The 20858-nt window shown below is 35.4% G+C and carries 20 protein-coding genes; 8 read left to right on the top strand and 12 right to left on the bottom strand.

Features of this window, described 5'->3' with window-relative positions:
* Nucleotides 1-106: 106 nt before the first annotated feature.
* The gene (amaB, locus tag ACFO5O_RS10235; protein ID WP_387963437.1) at nt 107-1660 is read right to left on the bottom strand and encodes an L-piperidine-6-carboxylate dehydrogenase; all 1554 of its coding nucleotides are present in this window, start codon (nt 1658-1660) and stop codon (nt 107-109) included.
* Between the two features lie 123 nt (nt 1661-1783).
* Between amaB and ACFO5O_RS10240 the strand changes: the two genes are divergently transcribed.
* From ACFO5O_RS10240 to ACFO5O_RS10255, 4 genes are read left to right on the top strand one after another with little or no spacing between them, the layout of a single operon-like run.
* Nucleotides 1784-2860 (top strand): isoaspartyl peptidase/L-asparaginase family protein, encoded by a 1077-nt coding sequence (locus ACFO5O_RS10240; protein WP_387963439.1) that lies wholly within the window; start codon nt 1784-1786, stop codon nt 2858-2860.
* 19 nt (nt 2861-2879) lie between these two features.
* Nucleotides 2880-3602 carry a YqjF family protein gene (locus ACFO5O_RS10245; RefSeq protein WP_387963441.1) on the top strand — a complete coding sequence of 241 codons (723 nt, stop codon included), beginning with the start codon at nt 2880-2882 and terminating at the stop codon, nt 3600-3602.
* Nucleotides 3599-3919 carry an antibiotic biosynthesis monooxygenase family protein gene (locus tag ACFO5O_RS10250; RefSeq protein WP_387963443.1) on the top strand — a complete coding sequence of 107 codons (321 nt, stop codon included), beginning with the start codon at nt 3599-3601 and terminating at the stop codon, nt 3917-3919. The genes ACFO5O_RS10245 and ACFO5O_RS10250 overlap by 4 nt, the downstream gene beginning before the upstream one ends.
* 40 nt (nt 3920-3959) lie before the next feature.
* Nucleotides 3960-4403 carry a hypothetical protein gene (locus ACFO5O_RS10255; RefSeq protein WP_387963445.1) on the top strand — a complete coding sequence of 148 codons (444 nt, stop codon included), beginning with the start codon at nt 3960-3962 and terminating at the stop codon, nt 4401-4403.
* Between the two features lie 45 nt (nt 4404-4448).
* Here ACFO5O_RS10255 and ACFO5O_RS10260 read toward each other — a convergent pair whose 3' ends face one another.
* The 7 genes from ACFO5O_RS10260 to ACFO5O_RS10290 form a co-directional block, all read right to left on the bottom strand.
* Complete coding sequence (locus ACFO5O_RS10260) at nt 4449-5504, bottom strand: zinc metalloprotease (RefSeq protein WP_387963447.1); 1056 nt, start codon at nt 5502-5504, stop codon at nt 4449-4451.
* 144 nt (nt 5505-5648) lie between these two features.
* Nucleotides 5649-6863, bottom strand: a complete 1215-nt coding sequence (locus ACFO5O_RS10265) for an aminotransferase class V-fold PLP-dependent enzyme (RefSeq protein ID WP_387963449.1) — start codon at nt 6861-6863, stop codon at nt 5649-5651.
* A gap of 3 nt (nt 6864-6866) precedes the next feature.
* Nucleotides 6867-8180, bottom strand: coding sequence for a Fe-S cluster assembly protein SufD (sufD, locus tag ACFO5O_RS10270; protein ID WP_387963451.1), 1314 nt, complete (start codon nt 8178-8180; stop codon nt 6867-6869).
* Between the two features lie 79 nt (nt 8181-8259).
* Nucleotides 8260-9012, bottom strand: a complete 753-nt coding sequence (gene sufC, locus ACFO5O_RS10275; RefSeq protein WP_387963453.1) for a Fe-S cluster assembly ATPase SufC — start codon at nt 9010-9012, stop codon at nt 8260-8262.
* A gap of 6 nt (nt 9013-9018) precedes the next feature.
* On the bottom strand, nt 9019-9438 hold the full coding sequence (locus ACFO5O_RS10280) for a hypothetical protein (protein ID WP_387963455.1): 420 nt from the start codon (nt 9436-9438) through the stop codon (nt 9019-9021).
* A 10-nt stretch (nt 9439-9448) separates the two neighbouring features.
* Entirely contained in the window at nt 9449-10897 is a 1449-nt protein-coding gene (gene sufB, locus ACFO5O_RS10285) for a Fe-S cluster assembly protein SufB (protein ID WP_387963457.1), read from the bottom strand.
* Nucleotides 10898-10905: 8 nt separating this feature from the next.
* Entirely contained in the window at nt 10906-11235 is a 330-nt protein-coding gene (locus tag ACFO5O_RS10290; protein WP_387963459.1) for a HesB/IscA family protein, read from the bottom strand.
* A gap of 555 nt (nt 11236-11790) precedes the next feature.
* On the opposite strand from ACFO5O_RS10290, the gene thiL reads away from it, so the two are divergent.
* Nucleotides 11791-12843, top strand: coding sequence for a thiamine-phosphate kinase (gene thiL / locus ACFO5O_RS10295; protein ID WP_387963461.1), 1053 nt, complete (start codon nt 11791-11793; stop codon nt 12841-12843).
* Here thiL and ACFO5O_RS10300 read toward each other — a convergent pair.
* The 3 genes from ACFO5O_RS10300 to ACFO5O_RS10310 all read right to left on the bottom strand — a co-directional run bounded on the left by ACFO5O_RS10300 (nt 12827) and on the right by ACFO5O_RS10310 (nt 14231).
* On the bottom strand, nt 12827-13036 hold the full coding sequence (locus ACFO5O_RS10300) for a hypothetical protein (RefSeq protein WP_387963462.1): 210 nt from the start codon (nt 13034-13036) through the stop codon (nt 12827-12829). The genes thiL and ACFO5O_RS10300 overlap by 17 nt on opposite strands.
* Nucleotides 13037-13130: 94 nt before the next feature.
* Complete coding sequence (locus ACFO5O_RS10305) at nt 13131-13394, bottom strand: hypothetical protein (RefSeq protein WP_387963463.1); 264 nt, start codon at nt 13392-13394, stop codon at nt 13131-13133.
* Between the two features lie 60 nt (nt 13395-13454).
* On the bottom strand, nt 13455-14231 hold the full coding sequence (locus tag ACFO5O_RS10310) for an alpha/beta fold hydrolase (protein WP_387963464.1): 777 nt from the start codon (nt 14229-14231) through the stop codon (nt 13455-13457).
* A 71-nt stretch (nt 14232-14302) separates the two neighbouring features.
* Here ACFO5O_RS10310 and brnQ point away from each other — a divergent pair, with 71 nt between their 5' ends.
* A complete protein-coding gene (brnQ, locus tag ACFO5O_RS10315; protein ID WP_387963467.1) occupies nt 14303-15583 on the top strand; it encodes a branched-chain amino acid transport system II carrier protein in 1281 nt (426 codons plus the stop codon).
* A gap of 14 nt (nt 15584-15597) precedes the next feature.
* On the opposite strand, the gene ACFO5O_RS10320 is transcribed toward brnQ, so the two are convergent.
* Entirely contained in the window at nt 15598-16887 is a 1290-nt protein-coding gene (locus ACFO5O_RS10320; protein WP_387963469.1) for an aminopeptidase P N-terminal domain-containing protein, read from the bottom strand.
* Nucleotides 16888-17034: 147 nt separating this feature from the next.
* Here ACFO5O_RS10320 and ACFO5O_RS10325 point away from each other — a divergent pair, with 147 nt between their 5' ends.
* Nucleotides 17035-19878 (top strand): WD40/YVTN/BNR-like repeat-containing protein, encoded by a 2844-nt coding sequence (locus tag ACFO5O_RS10325; protein WP_387963471.1) that lies wholly within the window; start codon nt 17035-17037, stop codon nt 19876-19878.
* Nucleotides 19879-19924: 46 nt separating this feature from the next.
* Nucleotides 19925-20782 (top strand): hypothetical protein, encoded by an 858-nt coding sequence (locus tag ACFO5O_RS10330; RefSeq protein WP_387963473.1) that lies wholly within the window; start codon nt 19925-19927, stop codon nt 20780-20782.
* Nucleotides 20783-20858: the final 76 nt, after the last annotated feature.

A 20858-nucleotide genomic window follows, 5' to 3' on the forward strand; every position in this document is an offset into this window, starting at 1 on the left:
GTAGCATTTTATTTGCGAAATTAGTACTGCTATTAATCAAAACCTACCAAACCTTGCTACTGTTTAGTTCGCTAAACTTTAGACAAGGTTTTTAGTTTACTACAGTTTATAAATCAAATTTAATGCCTTGAGCCAATGGCAGTTCGGTTGTATAATTAATGGTATTGGTTTGACGTCTCATATAAACTTTCCAAGCATCAGATCCTGACTCGCGTCCACCTCCAGTTTCCTTTTCGCCACCAAAAGCACCTCCAATTTCGGCTCCAGAAGTTCCAATATTAACATTCGCAATACCACAATCAGAGCCTGCAACAGATAGGAAACGCTCGGCCTCACGTAAGTTATTCGTCATAATGGCCGATGATAAACCTTGAGCGACTTCATTTTGAATATCGATGGCATTTTCAACATCTCCTGAATACTTTAATAAATAAAGCACTGGAGCAAAGGTTTCATGCTGCACAATTTCAAAATGCGGCTGTGCTTCGGCAATTGCCGGTTTTACATAACAACCACTTTCAAAACCTTCACCAGAAAGTACGCCTCCTTCAACTACAATTTTACCACCTTCTTCAACTACTTTAGTTAAAGCATTTTGATACATTTTAACCGCATCTGTATCAATTAATGGGCCAACATGGTTGTTCTCATCAAGCGGATTACCAATTCGCAGTTGTCCATAAGCATCAACAATAGCATTTTTTACTTTGTCGTAAATGCTTTCATGAATAATTAAACGTCGTGTAGAAGTACAGCGTTGTCCGCAAGTACCAACGGCACCAAAAACAGCACCAATAACAGTCATTTTAATATCGGCATCAGGAGTGACTATAATGGCATTGTTGCCCCCTAGTTCCAATAAAGATTTGCCCAATCTTCCTGCAACTTCTTGAGCAACAATTTTACCCATTCTGGTTGATCCGGTTGCAGAAATCAATGGTACTCGTTTATCTTTAGTCATAAACTCCCCAACTTTGTAATCGCCATTTATCAAGCAAGAAATTCCTTCTGGTAAATTATTAGCTGCAAATACTTCTGCAGCAATATTTTGGCAGGCAATACCACACAATGGTGTTTTTTCTGAAGGTTTCCAAACACAAACATCTCCGCAAATCCAAGCCAAAGCCGTATTCCAAGCCCAAACAGCAACAGGAAAATTAAATGCCGAAATAATCCCTACCACACCCAAAGAATGGTACTGCTCATACATTCTATGCCCTGGACGTTCAGAGTGCATTGTGAGTCCGTGTAACTGCCTCGATAATCCCACTGCAAAATCACAGATGTCAATCATTTCCTGAACTTCACCAAGACCTTCCTGATAGCTTTTACCCATTTCGTAAGACACCAATTTGCCAAGAGCCTCTTTCTTTTCTCGTAGTTTATCACCAAACTGTCGTACAATTTCACCACGCTGTGGAGCTGGCATTGTTCTCCAAGTTTTAAATGCAGAAGTTGCAGCTTCCATAACCCTACTATAATCGTCCTTGGTAGTTGATTTTACCTTGCCAATTAATTGACCATCTACTGGCGAAAAACTTTCAAGAACTTCTCCATTTGAAAACCAATTAGAACCTGTTGAAGTTCCCTGATTAATAGATTGAACACCTAAAGTTTTTAAAGCCTTTTCTATTCCGAAATTATCAATAACGACCTGCATATTTATATATTTTTTGCGAATTATTAAATTTTGAGGCAAAGGTACTAATAAATTGTCGCTTTTGTGTCAAACTTAATTTGCAAATAGTGTAACTTTAATGCTGAATTAAATCATAATTAAACAATGAAAAAACTTTCCCTTCTGCTTCTACTTTCTTTAGCGTTGTTTTCATGTAAAAATGAAAAAGAACTTACAGCCATGTCTGATAATAAGACAAAAGCCAGTGATAGTGCTGCACTAAAAGCAAATGATTTTGCCATTATTATACACGGAGGTGCTGGCACCATCCTAAAGAAAAATATGACTCCCGAAATGGAAGCTGCTTATAAAGCTACTTTAGAAGAGGCCATTCGTGTTGGCTATACCATTTTAAAAAATGGAGGCAGCAGCCTAGATGCAGTAGAAAAAACCATCAATGTCATGGAAGATTCTCCATTATTTAATGCTGGTAAAGGTGCGGTATTCACAAATGAAGGAACCAACGAACTAGATGCTTCCATAATGGATGGCAAAACGCGCAATGCCGGAGCGTCTGCAGGAACTACAACCGTGAGAAATCCTATTAACTTGGCTAGGGCTGTCATGGAGCGTTCTGAGCATGTGATGTTATCTGGGAAAGGTGCAGAAATATTTGCAAAAGAGCAGGGCTTACAACTTGTTGACCAAGGCTATTTCTATACAGAAAACAGATATAAAGCCTTGCAAAAAATAAAAGATTCTGAAAAAACTGAATTGGATCATGATGACAAACAGGCATTTTACGATCCAAATATTAAAGATTCTAAATTTGGGACTGTTGGTTGTGCCGCACTCGATAAAAATGGAAATTTAGCCGCTGGAACCTCTACAGGAGGAATGACCAATAAACGATGGGGACGAATAGGAGACGCACCTATAATAGGGGCTGGAACTTATGCCAATAATGCCACCTGTGCGGTTTCTAGTACCGGCTGGGGTGAATATTTTATTAGAGGTATGGTTGCTTATGATATTTCGGCATTAATGGACTACAAAGGCATAACATTAGAGGCTGCTGCTAAAGAGGTTATTCAATCTAAATTAACTAATTTGGGAGGCACAGGAGGTATTGTAGCAGTTGATAAAAACGGCAATTTAGTTGCAGAGTTTAATACCGCTGGGATGTACAGAGCAACAATGAATGACAAAGGAGAGTTAACTGTAGGAATTTATATAGAGTAACCAATAATCGATATTTATCTTGAAGGCTAGAGATATTTTAAGTCAGGTTAAACACAGGCCCTTTGATCACCCAACTAGGCCTTGGAAATTCTATCAAGAATGGAATAAAGCACTTTTTTTTCACTGGGAAGTAGACCCAATTTTAATACAAGAACTTCTTCCAAAAGGAATTGAGCTAGATATTATTAATGGAAAGACTTGGATTAGCCTTGTTGCATTTAACATGAATCATGTTGGTGTAAGGAGCATTTTGAAAATTCCACATATTTCTGATTTCCATGAAATAAACATCAGAATTTATGTTAGGTTTAATAATAAACCTGGTGTTTATTTTTTAAGCATGGAAGGCAGTAAAAGATCCTCATGCCGAGTTTTAAAAACCTTGTCTAGGTTTCCATATGAGTATGCTGAAATGAAGCGAACTGAAACTAACTATATGTCTTTTAATCGTAAGCAGGACAATTATTTTAACACTACGTACAAAATTGAAAATCCTCCTATTATAAAAGATGAAATAGATGTTTGGTTAACTGAACGCTATGCCGTTTTTCAAGATTACAAAAAAAGTATTATTACTTATGATGTTCATCATTTAGAATGGCCTTTATATAACCTTAATATTGACGAATTAGAAATTAACTATCCTAAATTGAATTTTCTTTTAAAAGATTCTCCTACAAGAGTTCATTATTCTCCCGGTGTAAAAGTTTTAACATGGAGTAAAAAAAGGCACAGGATATGAGCCCAAATTTCAAGCCTTATTATGCCGTTATTTTTACTTCAACTCAAAAAGAGAACATTACTGGTTATGCCGAAATGGCCAATAAAATGGAAGAACTTGCCAAAAAACAACCTGGATATTTGGGTATAGAAAGTTCGAGAAGTGATCTTGGTATTACCGTTAGCTATTGGGAAAGTTTAGAGGCCATTAAAAATTGGAAGCAACAAGCAGATCATCTTGAAGCCCAAAAGCAAGGGAAAACTAAATGGTACCGTTGGTATAAAATAAGAATTTGTAAAGTTGAGCACGAATATGAGTTTTCTTCATTAGATAATTAAAATTAGTACATTTGCTAGACTAACATTTCAAAATATAATCATGTACGAAACCGTTAAATTTTTGCACTCTTATTGGGCCTATCTTGTATTACTTATGCTAGTAATAGCCACTTTTAATGCCTTAATTAAATACTTTGGAAATAAGGAATTTGGAGCTTTCGATTTTAGAATATCTTTGTTCACACTTATTGTTTCACATATTCAATTACTTATAGGCATTGTTTTGTTTTTTGCAGCCGATTATTTAACCGTTATAAGTGAACTAGGTATGGGCGAAGTGATGAAAAATTCACTTTTAAGATCTAATATTATTGAACATCCCTTAACGATGATTATCGCCTTGGTGTTTATAACTATGGGATACTCTAAACATAAAAAGAAACTTACCTCAAAACCGAAATTTAAATCGTTTGCTATATTTTATACGCTGGCTTTAATTTTAATTTTGGCAAAAATACCATGGCAGGTATGGTTAACTAAATAAAAAAAGGCTCCAAATGGAGCCTTTTTTTTATAAAGTATGAGAAAATTAATTTCCAACCATAGCTGCTCTTGGTCCTCCAGACGCAAAAATTGCACGCATTCTATTTCGTTGTCCATCTGTGAACATATACATACATTGGTCATAAGTATAGTCCATGTAATTCATAGTCATATCTGCAGATTTACAACTTACAGATGGGAACGTAGGACACCCTCCGTTTGACCCGTCTGAATCTGGCGTATCTAACACGAAATCATCTTGACGACATCTTCCATCTCCCCAAATATGACGTAAATTAAGGTAATGGCCAACTTCATGAGTTGCTGTTCTTCCTAAACCGTAAGATCCGCTCGTGATTCCGAAATAATTTCCACCTAACACAATACCATCAGTAGCTAAATTACCACCTGGAAACTGTGCATATCCTAAAATACCTCCGCCAATATTACACACCCAAATGTTTAAATGAGTCTCAGGAGTAATTGGTGGATAGGCAGATTTAACAGAATTGTTAGTCCCCCAAGACGATTTTGAATCATTATGCCTAAACGTTCCTGCTAAAGTAAATTGAAAACCAGCATCTGTAGCATCATTGGCAAAAGTAGTGCCTTCAGGTAGCAAATTTGTGTTTGGGTTTCTAAAATCGGCATTTAAAACATTTATTTGTGATTGCACCTGATTGTTAGAAATCACATTAGCATCTGGGTAAACGATATGTACGTAGACCGGAATGTTTATGATACCAAGATTATCGGCAATTGGTAAAACGTCAACATCAGCATCTCCTGAATCTCCACCCCCTGGCTTACCCTTATCGCTAGGTTTGCCTTTAGCAATAAATTTTCTGGTATGATACTCAATATCATACATCTTTTTTTCCAACCCTGGATTTTCGTTTAAATCACGGTTAAGGTTCACCATGGCGTAGCATGTTTTTGAATTATTAATCGATCTCCCAGATTCTTCAACATCGCTATCAGTATAAACATAAAAGTCGCTCATGTCAACTTCGGCCTCCTGATCTAATTTTTGATTTTGATCGCTCTCACATGAAGAAAATAGCAGGGCGAGTGCAGCCATACTAAAACATAATTTTTTCATTTATTTAAGTTTTTAATTAAGATATTGCCGAATATATAATTTTTTTAAGAAAATTTTAACTTTTCATAAATAAACATACTGGTTTTTCGATAAAGTGCATTACCAAATTAAATTCAAATGAAAACTGATTAATCGGGAGAGCTATTAAGAAAGCATGTCCTTTGCTTTCATTACACCATCAATCAAACAATCAATTTCTTCAATGGTGTTGTAAAATGAAAATGAGGCTCTTACGGTTCCTGGAATTTTGAAGAAATCCATAATAGGTTGAGCACAATGGTGTCCTGTTCTAACCGCAATTCCCATTTTATCTAGAATTGTACCTATATCATAAGGATGTATGCCTTCTAAATTGAATGAAACCACTGCGGTTTTTTGAGCAGATATCCCATATATTTTAAGGCCTTCAATCTCTTTCAATTTTTTTGTAGCGTATTTGAGAAGCTGATGTTCATAATTTGCGATGGCATCAAAACCAATAGTGTTCATATAATCTAAGGCTGCACCAAAAGCAATACCTCCACATATATTAGGTGTTCCGGCTTCAAACTTGTGAGGTAAATCGGCATAAGTGGTTTTTTCAAAGGTCACCTCTGCAATCATTTCACCACCACCTTGGTACGGCGGTAGTTTTCTCAACCATTCTTCTTTCCCATAAAGCATTCCAACACCCGTTGGTCCACACATTTTATGAGCTGAGGCCACATAAAAATCGACATTTAAGTTTTGTACATCGGGTTTTATATGCGGACAAGCCTGTGCACCATCAATTAAAACAGCGGCGCCAACCTTATGAGACTCCGCAATGATGTATGAAATTGGATTGATAGTTCCCAATGCATTTGAAACATGATTGACAAACACTAATTTTGTTTTATTAGAAATTAATTTGTCAAACTCGGTCATCACAAGTTCACCTTCGTTATTCATTGGGATTACTTTCAGTTTTGCCCCAGTGGCTTCACATAACATTTGCCAAGGGACAATATTACTGTGGTGCTCTAAAGCTGAAACCAAAACCTCATCATTGCTATTTAGTATAGATCCAAATCCATGTGCCACTAAATTAATGCCATGAGTAGTGCCAGAGGTTAAAATTATCTCATGGCTATGTTTTGCATTAAAATGATCTTTTATCTTTAATCGGGCTTCTTCGTATTTATCTGTGGCTTCTTGACTTAAGCTATGTACGCCTCTATGAATATTGGCATTGTAATTACTATAATAATCAACTATAGCATCTATTACCTGTTTAGGGGTTTGAGAGGTTGCGGCATTATCAAAATAAATCAAGGGTTTATTATTGACTTTGCGCGAAAGTATTGGAAAGTCTTGCCTTATGCGTTGAACATCAAACATAATTTATAAATCAAAACCTATTTTCACTCCTAATTTAGTAGCAATGATTTTTGTGATTCGTTGTTTGATTTCTGGGATTTTCACAGAACTCAATACATTGTTACTGAATGCGTACATTAAAAGGGCTTTGGCTTCTTTTTCAGGAATTCCTCTAGAACGCAAATAGAACATTGCGCTTTCATCCAGCTGTCCTATAGTGCAACCATGAGAGCACTTTACATCATCGGCAAAAATCTCTAATTGAGGCTTTGTGTTGATGGAGGCTTTATCACTAATTAAAATGTTGTTATTTGCTTGAAAGGCATTGGTTTTTTGAGCTTCTTTATTTACAACAACTTTTCCATTAAATACACCTGTCGCTGTATCACCAAATATTCCTTTGTAGTCTTGGTGACTTTCACAATTAGGTTCTATATGGTGCACTAAAGTATTATGGTCTACGTGCTGTTTGTTTCCAATGATAGTGACTCCCTTTAATGTAGAATCAATACGTTCACCATTTTGGAAAAAGTTAAGATTGTTCCTTGTCAATTTTCCGCCAAACGAAAAAGTGTGGACTGAAGCTACACTCTCTTGTTTTTGGTTGATAAACGTGTTATCAATTAAGGATGCATTTTCGTTATCATTTTGAACCTTATAATAATCAACAATGGCTCTTTTATTGGCATAAATTTCAGTAACACTATTAGTTAATACAGGGTTGTCTGTTAAACTTTGATGACGCTCTATAATTTGAACATGAGAATTCTCATCTACAACAATTAAATTACGAGGTTGTAGCATTAATGCCGACTCATTCCCTGAAGAAAAGTGAAGAATCTGAATAGGTTTCTCAACCAATTTATTTTTTGGAATATGGATATATGCGCCTTCACTTGAAAATGCCGTGTTAAGGCAAGTCAAACTGTCTTTAGCGGCGATTTTATTAAAATAATTTTCAATTACTAATCGATACTTTGGCTTTGCAAGCGCTGCAGACATTAAACAAACATCCATGCTATCATGAGTAGTTTGAGACAGGTGAGAGGAGTATTTACCATCGATGAAAACTATTTTATAGCTATCGATATCATGGATAAAATACTTTTTTACGTCACTAAACTCCAACGCATTTTCCTGATTTGGAAATACGCTATAATCATGTTTTAGAATCGTATTTAAAGAGGTGTATTTCCAGGCTTCTTCTTTTTTCGAAGGAAACCCTTTCTCTTCAAATGTTTTTATGGCTTCACTTCTAACATCGTGAATAGGTGAATCAATATCCACTTGATTTTCAAATGCTAAAAATGATGATACTAATTTTTCTTTTAAATCCATTTTAATAAGTCGTCAGTTACCAGTCTTCAGTTAACAGTCTATTTTAAGATCATAAACTCTACCGTGGAATGGTTACTATTTAAGCGTTCACTTCTTCTTTAATCCAATCATACCCTTTTTCTTCTAGCTCATGAGCTAGTTCTTTTGTGCCAGATTTTACAATTTTTCCATTATGTAATACGTGCACAAAATCTGGAACGATATAATCTAACAACCTTTGGTAATGGGTAATAACAATTACCGCATTGTCTTTACTTTTTAACTTGTTAACTCCATTCGCAACAATTCTTAAGGCATCAATATCTAAACCAGAATCGGTCTCATCGAGTATTGCTAATTTAGGTTCCAAAATTGCCATTTGAAAAATCTCATTACGTTTCTTTTCTCCTCCAGAAAACCCTTCGTTAAGCGAGCGTGATAAAAACTTTCGATCTATTTCTAAAAGTTCAGACTTTTCTCTAATAAGCTTTAGCATTTCATTAGCAGGCATATCTTCAAGACCTTTAGCTTTTCGAGTTTCGTTGATTGCAGTTTTCATGAAATTAGTTACCGAAACTCCTGGAATTTCAACCGGATATTGAAATGACATAAAAATGCCTTTATGTGCGCGTTCTTCGGCAGCTAACTCATCTATGTTTTCATTTTCAAAAAGGATTTCACCTTCTTCAACATCATATTCTTCTTTACCAGCTATAACTGAAGCTAATGTGCTTTTTCCTGACCCATTTGGTCCCATGATAGCATGCACTTCTCCAGCTTTTACTTCTAAATTTACGCCTCTTAAAATGGCTTTGTCTTCAACACTAGCGTGTAAATTGTTTATTTTTAACATACGTATTTATTCTGATCCTAATTTTATAACCTCATCTTCAATTTGAGATTTATCAACTTTTAATATTTCTTTTATTTCTACCCTAAACGGCCAACCTTCTTCGTTTTCTGGTTTAGGAATAATTTTCACTCTAATTTCTACATTAACATAGTCTGTTGGTTCTTTTTTGTAGTGTTGAGCCATTTTATCTAGCTCATGCATTTTATCATCAATCACAACACCATAAATAGAATTTGAATTAGTTTGTAACACTGCAGCATCAGCGAAATAAACAAATTCTCCTTTCATCAAAACTAAACCGTCACTTTGTTTTTCGGTTTTTTCTTCTTGATTTTCAACCGATTCAGAACTTTCTTTAGACTTTGAATCATTTTTACAGGCTAAAAAAGCCACTAAAACCATAATTAAAAGAATACCTTTTTTCATAGTACAATTTTTAACCAACTGAACCTTCTAAACTTATTTCTAATAATTTTTGAGCTTCTACGGCAAATTCCATTGGTAATTTGTTCAAGACTTCTTTACTAAAGCCATTAACAATAAGCGCTATTGCTTTTTCGGTATCAATACCTCGTTGATTGCAATAAAAAATTTGATCTTCACCAATTTTACTTGTGGTAGCCTCGTGCTCAATTTGAGCAGATTTATTTTTAACTTCAATATACGGAAACGTATGTGCTCCACATTCATTTCCCATTAATAAGCTATCACATTGTGAAAAGTTTCGCGCATTATCTGCTCTAGAATGAATTTGCACCAATCCTCTATAGGAGTTTTGTGATTTACCCGCTGAAATTCCTTTGGATATAATTGTAGATTTGGTGTTTTTTCCTAAATGAATCATTTTGGTACCAGTATCTGCTTGCTGATAGTTATTAGTCACTGCAATAGAATAAAACTCTCCAACCGAATTATCTCCTTTTAATATGCAACTAGGGTATTTCCAAGTAACCGCACTTCCTGTCTCAACTTGAGTCCAAGATATTTTGGCGTTAGTTTCACACAAACCACGTTTGGTAACAAAGTTATATACGCCACCTTTTCCTTCTGAATTTCCTGGATACCAATTTTGAACTGTTGAATATTTTATTTCAGCATCATCTAAAGCAATTAGTTCCACAACTGCAGCATGTAACTGGTTTTCGTCCCTACTTGGGGCGGTACAGCCTTCTAAATAACTCACATAACTTCCTTGGTCTGCAATTACTAAAGTACGCTCAAATTGTCCTGTTCCGGCTTGGTTAATTCTAAAGTATGTTGATAATTCCATTGGGCAACGTACCCCTTTAGGAATATAACAGAAACTTCCGTCGCTAAACACCGCCGAATTTAAGGCAGCATAAAAGTTGTCTTTTTGTGGCACCACGGTACCAATATATTTTCTAACTAAATCTGGATATTCTCTAATGGCTTCAGAAATTGAACAGAAAATAATTCCCTTTTCAGATAAAGTCTTTTTAAATGTAGTTGCCACAGAAACCGAATCCACAACGACATCCATAGCTACTCCTGCTAATTTTTTTTGTTCATCTAGTGAAATCCCTAGCTTTTTAAACGTTTCTAAAAGCTCTGGATCTACTTCATCTAAACTATCGTATTTAGGCTTGCTGTTTGGCGCCGAATAATATGAAATAGCTTGAAAATCTGGCTTGGCATAGTTTACATTGGCCCATTCTGGTTCAAGCATTTGTTCCCATTGGCGAAAAGATTCTAATCGCCAGTTAGTCATCCATTCTGGTTCTTCTTTCTTTTTGGAAATCGCCCGAACTATATCTTCATTTAATCCAATAGGGAATGTGTCTGATTTTATATCAGTATAAAAACCATATTCATATTCTTTGGTTTTAAGCTCTTCTCTTAAATCGTCTTCTGTATATTTACTCATATTGTGTTTTATAATGAAAAACTCTCTCCGCAACCACAAGTACGATTAGCGTTTGGGTTGTTAAACACAAAACCGGAGCCGTTTAAGCCTCCTGAATATTCAAGGGTAGTCCCAATAAGATATAAAAAACTCTTTTTGTCAACAATGATTTTCACTCCATTGTCTTCAAATACCTTATCGCCTTCAAGTTCTTCTTTATCAAATTTCAAATCGTATGATAGCCCTGAACAACCGCCACTTTTAACACCAACGCGCACAAAATGTTGAGCAGCGTCGAAACCATCATCCGTCATTAATTCGATGACTTTCTTTTTAGCTGTTTCTGAAACTTTTATCATAATTAAATTAGATTGCTTCTAAATAGACTGCAAATATACAATATAAGTAGTGTTTTTCAATACAACCTAACATTAAATTAGGATATTCCTCTATAGGAGTTTCTTATTGAGAATTCCTCAAAAACAAATGCTAATCTTGTTCAATTTCCTAGTTGTGTTTAAGAATAAGTAGCTATAGGCCTCTTTCTAATATTTAATAAGAACAATCGCCGAAATGCTTTATGTAACTCTAAATTTGAATGTGGATATTCCTGGAATTCGCCAATGATATTGGTATTTACTTTAGCATTACATGTAACACAAGTTAATTCTGAGCTGTTTCTGTTGAGATACTTGTCATGATACAAATTGTGTCCAAAGACAGAGCATGACATCTGACCGGTTAAGTTAGGTTTCATAAGTTAAAGATTTAGGGGCTTTAAACATAGTCATTTTGCTTGACATTTGCGCTGAAATGCTTGTTTTTTCGATAAACTGCACAATTTGCCTTTTCATTAAGTATAAATTATAAGCACAAATTCCATCACTTATAAAAAGCTTCCTTATTTTTGCCAAATGATAGAAGATAAAAATCAGTCGCGTACATCATTAAGTGATTTAGGCGAGTTTGGACTCATTGAACATTTAACCAAGAATTTTACAATCAAGCAATCTTCAACAATTAAAGGGGTTGGAGATGATGCCGCCATCTTAAATTTTAAATCAAAACACATTGTTGTCACCACCGATTTACTGGTGGAAAATGTTCATTTTGATTTAAGCTATATGCCACTTAAACACCTAGGCTACAAAGCTATTATGGTTAACCTTTCTGATGTTTACGCCATGAACGCAACCGCCACCCAGGTAACAGTATCTATTGCATTGTCTAATAGGTTTCCACTGGAAGCAATTGAAGAATTGTATGCTGGCATTGAAACTGCATCACAAATTTATAATGTAGATATTGTTGGAGGCGATACTACATCGTCAACTAAAGGATTAATTATATCGGTTACGGCTATTGGAGAAATTGACTCTAATGATATTGTTTATAGAAATGGCGCCAAACCTAATGATCTTTTGGTGGTCACTGGTGATTTAGGGGCAGCTTATATGGGTTTACAAGTTTTAGAACGGGAAAAAGAAGTGTTTAAAGTAAATCCTAATAATCAACCAGATTTAGATGCCTACACATATATTATTGAACGGCAATTAAAGCCTGAAGCCCGTAAAGACATTGTTAAACTTTTAAAAGATTTGAATGTTAAGCCAACGTCAATGATTGATATTAGTGACGGACTATCATCAGAAATCATTCATATTTGTAAACAAAGTAATGTAGGTGTTGAGCTCTATGAAAATAAAATACCTTTAGACCCTCAAGTGATTTCAACCTGTGAAGAATTTAACATTGACAGCACAACTATTGCTCTTAATGGTGGTGAAGACTATGAATTGTTAATGACTATTTCTCAAGAAGACTTCCCAAAAATAAAAGGCAACCCTAACTTGACAGTTATTGGATATATGACTGAAAAAGAAAAAGGAATGCATTTGGTAACCCGTGGAGAAACACTAATTCCATTAATAGCTAAAGGTTGGAATGCTCTTAACGATCAAGAATAATATTTGATGCTTTTCTAAGTCGTCGTTTTGTATAAATCTGTTCTAAAACTGAATTAATCTCCTTATATTTTGGAGTTAACGGGGTCAGTTTTCCTTTTCCATTTGTAGTCATTTGGAAATCACAATGCTGGCACTTATACTCTTTTACATGACGTGTAACTTCTTTAGAGACTACAAGCTCATGTCCAAACATTGAACAATACATTTTTTTCACGCTATTAATTTATTTAATTATAAAAGGGGGATTTAAATATATGAAAATGGCGCGAACCTAATATACTTTAAGATTAATATATCGATGAACTGAAGGTTTTCTCCTTTAAACGTAACATGCGTCTGGTATAAATTTCTTCCAAGATTGAATTAATCTCTTTAAACTTGGGAGTTAACTCGGTTAAATGCCCATTACTGTTTGTTGTAAGTTGTTTTCTACAGCATTTACAGGTATACTCCTTAACATGAGAAGTCACTTTCTTTGACACTTCATACTTGTGTCCAATAATATCACAGATAATTTTCAGTGAATTTTGCTGATTAGTAGAGTTTTTCATATTCGGTAGATTTGGGACTTCTAACTTACTAAAAATTACACAAATAAACGTTTATAAGCACTATTTTTCGATGAAATGCATAATTGTGTAAGTTATTTCTTCTTTGTTTTCTATAAAACTCATGTGCCCATCTTCAAATTCTACTAATTCGATAGTTGTGTCTTTAGTTTGTTTTATTAGTGAATCATATTCTAAAACAGGATCTTTACGTCCAAGTATTAACATTTTTTTTAACGGCAATTTTTGAAAAAGCTCCACTCTGTTTTTTCTGATTTTCATCCCTTCGAGGGCAGCAACAATTCCTTGCACAGACATTTTTAGTGCTTCTTCCTTTAATTCTTTAATCTGTTCAGAAAATAGTATTCGATTTTTAGGTCTAAATAAATTTGAAATAGCAATTCGAATAAAACTTTTGTGGTTTTGTTTCACTGCAGCTATGGCTCTATCCCTACTTTTTTGTTTTTCAAGAGTATCATTTAAAGCAGTTGAGTTCATAAGGCACAAACCATTTAAACTATTTGGAAAAAGCTCCGCAAAAGCGAGTGCCACATAGCCACCCATAGAATGGCCTATTATGATACTCTGTTTTAATTTCAAGTGATTTAAAACATAATGAACCTGCTCTGCCATATCTTCCATGGTGTGAATATAGCCTAGGCAGCCTGTTTGTCCATGACCTAACAAATCAATACAAACCACCTTGTGCTTTTTGGCTAAATTTAATACTAACTCAGCCCAAATACCGCTGTGTTCTAAAAACCCATGTAAAAGGACCACTGGCTGACCTTGACCACTTTCTGTATAAAAAACAGGGATGTTTTTGTAATGTAGAACCATTTTTTAGTTTATCTTGGACAAAGATATTAATCACAATGGGCAAACCATATGATCACGATTATATTTAATTCATGAAATTTACCAAACACGTCTTTATTTATGGGTTTGCCATATTTGCTGCTTTTTTTGGTGCTGGCAATCTTATTTTACCTCCTCAATTAGGATTTAATTCCGGGCCTGATTGGTGGCTAGTTGCCCTTGGTTTTTTAATTTCTGCTGCGGTCATTCCCTTACTTGCGCTCTTCGGTCATGCAAAATTGCAAGGCACCATGTTAGATTTTGGCAACAAAGTATCCCCATTATTTAGTTTCCTATTTTCTCTATGTGTATATATTATTGCCATTGCACTCCCTTGTCCAAGAACAGCAGCTGTAACCCATGAGATGGCTATTGCTCCCTTTTTTAATTTAAGTTCATTGGAGACTAGTAGTATTTACTTTGGATTAGCCTTTATTTTTGTTATTAATAGAAATAAAGTTTTAGATATTTTAGGCAAGTATTTAACCCCAATAATTGTTCTCATTTTATTGTATATCATTTTTATAGCATTTGTTTTTCCCCCAATAGATGTCATGAACCAATCGATTATTAAAACTCCTTTAGTAGGTGGTTTTCTAGAAGGCTATCAAACTTATGATGCTCTTGCCGGGCTTTTAACTGGAGGAATTCTAGTGATTTCAGTGAAGAATTTAAACCTTGATCTGTCCTTTACCGAAAGGAAACAAATGATTGCGAAATCAGGTTTTATTGCCATGTTTGGACTATTTATAATTTACGTAGGGTTAATCGCTACCGGTGCCATGTTTAATACTCAATTTCCTGCTGACATTTCAAGGACAGCCCTCCTTACTGGATTATCAACCAAAACCTTGGGGAGTTTGGGTACAACAGGTTTAAGTGTTTTAGTTTCTTTGGCATGTTTTACAACTGCCGTAGGAATCATTGTTGGAACAGCAGACTTTTTCCAAGGACTTTTTAAGTCTAAAACGGCCTATTTAATTACTGCCATAGTCTGTTGTGTTCTCGGAGTTTTAATAGGACAATTCAATGTTGGATATATCATCAATGTGGCATTACCTGCCTTGATGTTTATTTATCCTCTAACCATCACCTTAATTTTACTCAACGTACTTCCTGATAAGTTCGCAACTCAACTGGTATTTAGAATGGTAGTTTTAACCACTTTTATCTTTAGTATTCCAGATTTTTTAAAATTTCTAATTCCAGTCGAACATCTTCAGTTTTTAATAGACACAATACCTTTTGCTAATCAAAGCCTTGGATGGGTTTTACCTGCTTTACTCGTTTTTATTTTAAGTAATGTAGTTGAAAAATTAGTTGTTAAAAGGTAATTTACAAACTGCCCTTAATTCATTAAATCCTCAATCTCTTCTACTTCAATTGGGATGTTTTTCATTAAATTAAAAGGTTCTCCTTTTTCCTGAATAACCACATCATCTTCTAAACGAATTCCGAACCCTTCGTCTGGAATATAAATTCCCGGTTCGACAGTAAACACCATATTGGGCTGCATTGGTTCTGTTAAAATTCCATAGTCGTGAGTATCTAAACCTATGTGATGTGAAGTACCGTGCATAAAGTATTTTTTATACGCTGGCCAGTCTTTATTCTCGTTTTGAACATCGGCCTTATCCAATAATCCAAGTCCTAATAACTCCGATGTCATAAGCTTCCCTACCTCAACATGATAGGCTTCCCAAAGTGTTCCTGGAACAAGCATTTTTGTGGCTTCATTTTTTACACGATTTACAGCATTGTAAACTTGTTTTTGTCTATCGGTATATCGCCCAGATACCGGAATCGTTCTCGTCAAATCACTAGAGTAATTTGCATACTCGGCGGCAACATCCAATAAAATCAAATCACTGGCTTGGCACTGCTGATTGTTTTGAACATAATGAAGTACATTGGCGTTATTCCCAGAAGCAATAATTGGTGTATAAGCAAACCCTTTAGATCGGTTTCTCAAAAACTCGTGCATCAATTCAGCCTCTATTTCATATTCCCAAACCCCTGGTTTCACAAAATTTAAAAGTCGTCTGAATCCTTTTTCTGTAATATTACAAGCCTCTTGCATGAGTGCTATTTCAATTGGATCCTTAACTGAACGCAGTCTCTGTAAAATAGGATTACTTTTGGCAACATTATGTGCTGGATATTTATCTTTTAGCCATTTTGTAAAACGATCTTCACGAGTTTCAGTTTCTACAGATGCACGATAATGTTCGTTGGTATTTATATAAACGGTATCGCATTGCGTCATCAGTTCGAACATAATCTTCTCCATATCCTTCAACCAATACACTGTTTTTATTCCGGATGTTTCAAATGCAGCTTCCTTTGTTAACTTTTCACCTTCCCAAACTGCAATATGGTCATTGGTCTCCTTTAGAAACAATAGTTCGCGGTGTTTCTCTTTTGGGCAATCTGGAAACAAAACCAAAATACTTTCTTCCTGATCAACACCACTTAAATAAAAAATATCACGGTGTTGTTGAAATGGCATAGTACTATCTGCGCTAATGGGGTAAATATCATTAGAATTAAAAACCGCTAAACTGTTTGGCTTCATTTGAGCACAAAAATTTTTACGATTTTTTACAAAAAGTTGATTGTTTATAGGGTGGTATTTCATGTTGATTTATTTAATGATTTCAAAAGTACATATTTCGTTTGTGGTAACGAAAAAGACCTCAACTTTTCTCTTTCTGTTAAACTTTCTGGGAATATTTTGTGGCTTATGATTTAATAATTAATTTTCGCTAAATAAAATCCATCAATTATGAAGTTTACAAAACTACTCTTCCTTGCTTTTTCTTTCGTTTCTTTTATAAGTTTTGGCCAACAGCCAGCAACCTCATCTTCTACGGTAGAAGCCGCGTTACAACAAAAAGCCCAACTTGAAAAGACATCCTTAGTAAAAAATGTCCCTTTTGAAAATATTGGTCCAAGTATTATGAGTGGTCGTGTAGTTGATTTGGCCGTGAATCCTGAACATCCAAATGAATTCTACGCAGCCTATGCTTCTGGTGGCGTTTGGCATACAGTAAATAATGGAACAACTTTTTCTCCAATTTTGGACAATTCTCAAACTCAAAACGTAGGTGACATTGCCGTGGATTGGAAAACAAGAACCATTTGGGTAGGTACTGGTGAAAATAATGCTTCACGGTCAAGCTATGCAGGTATCGGGATTTTGAAATCTTCAGATAATGGAAAAACCTGGCAGAATGTCGGCCTTAAAGATTCGCATCACATTGGTAGAATTTTAATCAATCCAAATAATCCAGACGAGGTAACTGTTGGTGTTACAGGCCATCTGTACTCACCTAATAACGAGCGTGGCGTTTACAAAACTCTTGATGGTGGAAAAACATGGACTCAAACACTATTTGTTGATGATATGAGTGGAATTATCGACTTACAACATGCCCCCAATAATTACGATATCATGTTTGCCGCATCATGGACAAAAGACCGAAAAGCCTGGAATTTTGACGGTAGCGGTAATAATTCTGCCATCTATAAAAGTACAGATGCTGGACAAACATGGACAAAAGTTTCTACTGAAAAAAGCGGATTTCCAACAGGAGTTGGCGTAGGTAGAATTGGGTTGGCCATTTATGATGATGCAACCGTCTATGCCATTCACGATAGTCAATTTAGACGTCCTGATGAGGCTAAATCATATACATCACCAGGACTAACAAAGGAAGATTTTAAAACCATGAGTGTTGATGCGTTTTTAAAACTAGAAGACAAAAATCTAAATGAATATTTAAAAACGAATGGATTTCAGGAAAAATATCGCTCCGAAAGTGTTAAGCAAATGGTGAGAAGCGGAAATGTAAAACCAATTGATCTCGCCAAATATCTTGAAGATGCCAACTCACTATTATTTGACACTCCAGTAATTGGGGCCGAAATTTATAAAAGTAAAGATGGTGGCTTAACCTGGAGCAAAACTCATGAAGGCTATTTAGATGATCTCTATTATAGTTACGGTTATTACTTCGGACATATTTATGTGGCTCCTAATAATGAAGATCATATATACACCTATGGGGTTCCCATTTTAAAATCTAAAGACGGCGGTAAAACATTTACGTCCATAGATGCTGAAAATGTTCATGCCGATCATCATGCTTTATGGATCAATCCCAAAAATCCCAACCATCTAATCAATGGTAATGACGGCGGTGTTAATATTACTTATGATGACGGCGAAAATTGGATTAAAAACAACTCCCCTTCGGTCGGACAATTCTATGCCATAAATGTAGACAATGAAAAGCCGTACAACGTTTATGGTGGTTTACAAGATAATGGCGTTTGGGTTGGTGCACACAACTCAAGAGAAAATAAACGATGGGAGTCCAATGGTCAATACCCATGGAAGAGTATTATGGGAGGAGATGGTATGCAGGTGCAAATTGATAGCCGAAATTCAAACATTGTATACACCGGATTTCAATTTGGAATCTATTTTAGACTTAATTTAGAAACCCAAGAACGCGCCTTTATACAACCAAAACATCAATTAGGAGAAACCCCTTATCGCTTTAATTGGCAAACTCCTATTTTACTATCTCCTCACAATCAGGACATTCTGTATTTAGGAGGCAATAAGTTAATGCGCTCAATGAACCAAGGCTCCGATTGGACCGCAATTAGCGACGACTTAACCAATGGCGGCAAAAAAGGAAATGTCGCTTATGGAACATTGACAACTATAAGTGAATCTCCTTTTCAATTTGGATTGATATATACTGGTAGCGATGATGGTTTAGTTTATGTCACCAAGAATTCTGGTGGTAGTTGGGAGAATATATCGAGCAGCCTCCCGAAAGATTTATGGGTTTCACGAGTAATTGCTTCACAGCATAAAAAGGAACGTGTTTATGTGACTTTAAACGGCTACCGCTGGGATGATTTTTCGGTGTATGCTTATATGAGCGATGATTATGGTAAAACCTGGAAGAATATTAGTTCAAATATTCCTGCCTCCCCTGTAAATGTTATTAAAGAAGACCCAAAAAATGAGCAAATACTATATTTAGGTACAGATAATGGCGCTTATGTTAGCTTTAATCAAGGTGAAACTTGGGAAGCCTTTGATAATGGATTTCCTGATGTAGCTATTCATGATATGGTGATACAACCAGAAGCCAAACATTTACTTTTAGGTACTCACGGAAGAAGCATTTACAAAGCTGATATTGGTCCGTTGCAACAAATGACTGCTTCAAAAATGAACCAATCCGTAGTGCTTTTCAAAATTGAAAGTGTACGTCATTCTGGTCGTTGGGGAAGAGCATCTGGATCTTGGTCTCAAGCTTACCAACCTTCAACTTCAATATCATTTTACGCTAACGCTTCCGCAGAAAGATCCATAAAAATTCTTTCTGAAGACAATATCGAATTAAATAGTATTAAAGTAAATGCAGATAAAGGCTTTAATTATGTAGATTACGATTTAACCATGACTGAATCGGGTAGAAAAGCGCTTTTAAAAGCTAACACAAGTATTGAAGTTAATAAAGCAGAAAATGGAAAGTATTATTTACCTAAAGGAAAGTATACTATATCAATAGGAAATGATAAAACAACTCTAGAAATAAAATAATTGACTATAAATAGCGTTTGTTTTAATGTTTCTAACCCCGAAATCTATGAAAACAATAAGATTTGTAATTGCTGTTTTTACACTAATAGTTGTGTCATGTTCAGAGGATAAAGATGATAATCCTCAACCCAATTTAGTGATTAAGTTAAAATTTGATACCTCTCAAGAGCGACTCAATAACCTTGGTCAACCGTCGACAGTTGCCAATGGCAATGCTGCACAATCTCCAATTGTAAATCGCATGAGCGCAAACTATATAGAATTTGCACCAACAGCCACAACACTATTAGGTCAGGGGGCGATTATTTTTAAAGGTCCCGAAACAACAGCTGGCGGGAGTAACGCCATTGATTTTCAAAATGCGGTTTTCGCTGGCAACAACGAAACCTTTTTAACTGTCCCCTTAAGTAATATTGCTTCTGGCAATTATCAATGGGTACGTGTGTCCTTGGCATATCAAGAAGGCACCATAAATTTACTTGTAAATGGCACTGACATTTCTGGAACTCTAGGTAGTTTTGTGGGGTTTAACAATTATATCACTACTTTTAATTTAAACGGTAGCTCTATTGAGGTTAATGCGAATAAACTACAAGGGTTTTGGGCGTTCGAAGCTCTTGGCTTTACTTCTCAAGGTCAGGCTCCAGAGGGAGCAACTACAGTTCCTAACCCACTATTCGATACCTCACCTGTGCCTCAAGGTTCATGTGTGGTCACTGGGCAATTTGCAAACGGCTTAACTATTACAGGAAACGAAACTGAAGATGTTGTTATCACTTTATCCTTCTCTATCAACAATAGTTTTGAATGGACCGAAGTCAATGTAGATGGTAAATTTGAACCTGGTGCAGGCGAGCAAGTTGTTGATATGGGCTTGCGCGGATTAATACCCATTGCAAATTAATCATCGGAAGGCTTACTTTTGTGAATCAATTTCAAGTTTCTAATTAAAATCATTCTAAATACAAATTTAGTTTCTT

The organism is Geojedonia litorea (genome assembly GCF_042654525.1).
Classification (GTDB): Bacteria; Bacteroidota; Bacteroidia; order Flavobacteriales; family Flavobacteriaceae; genus Geojedonia; species Geojedonia litorea.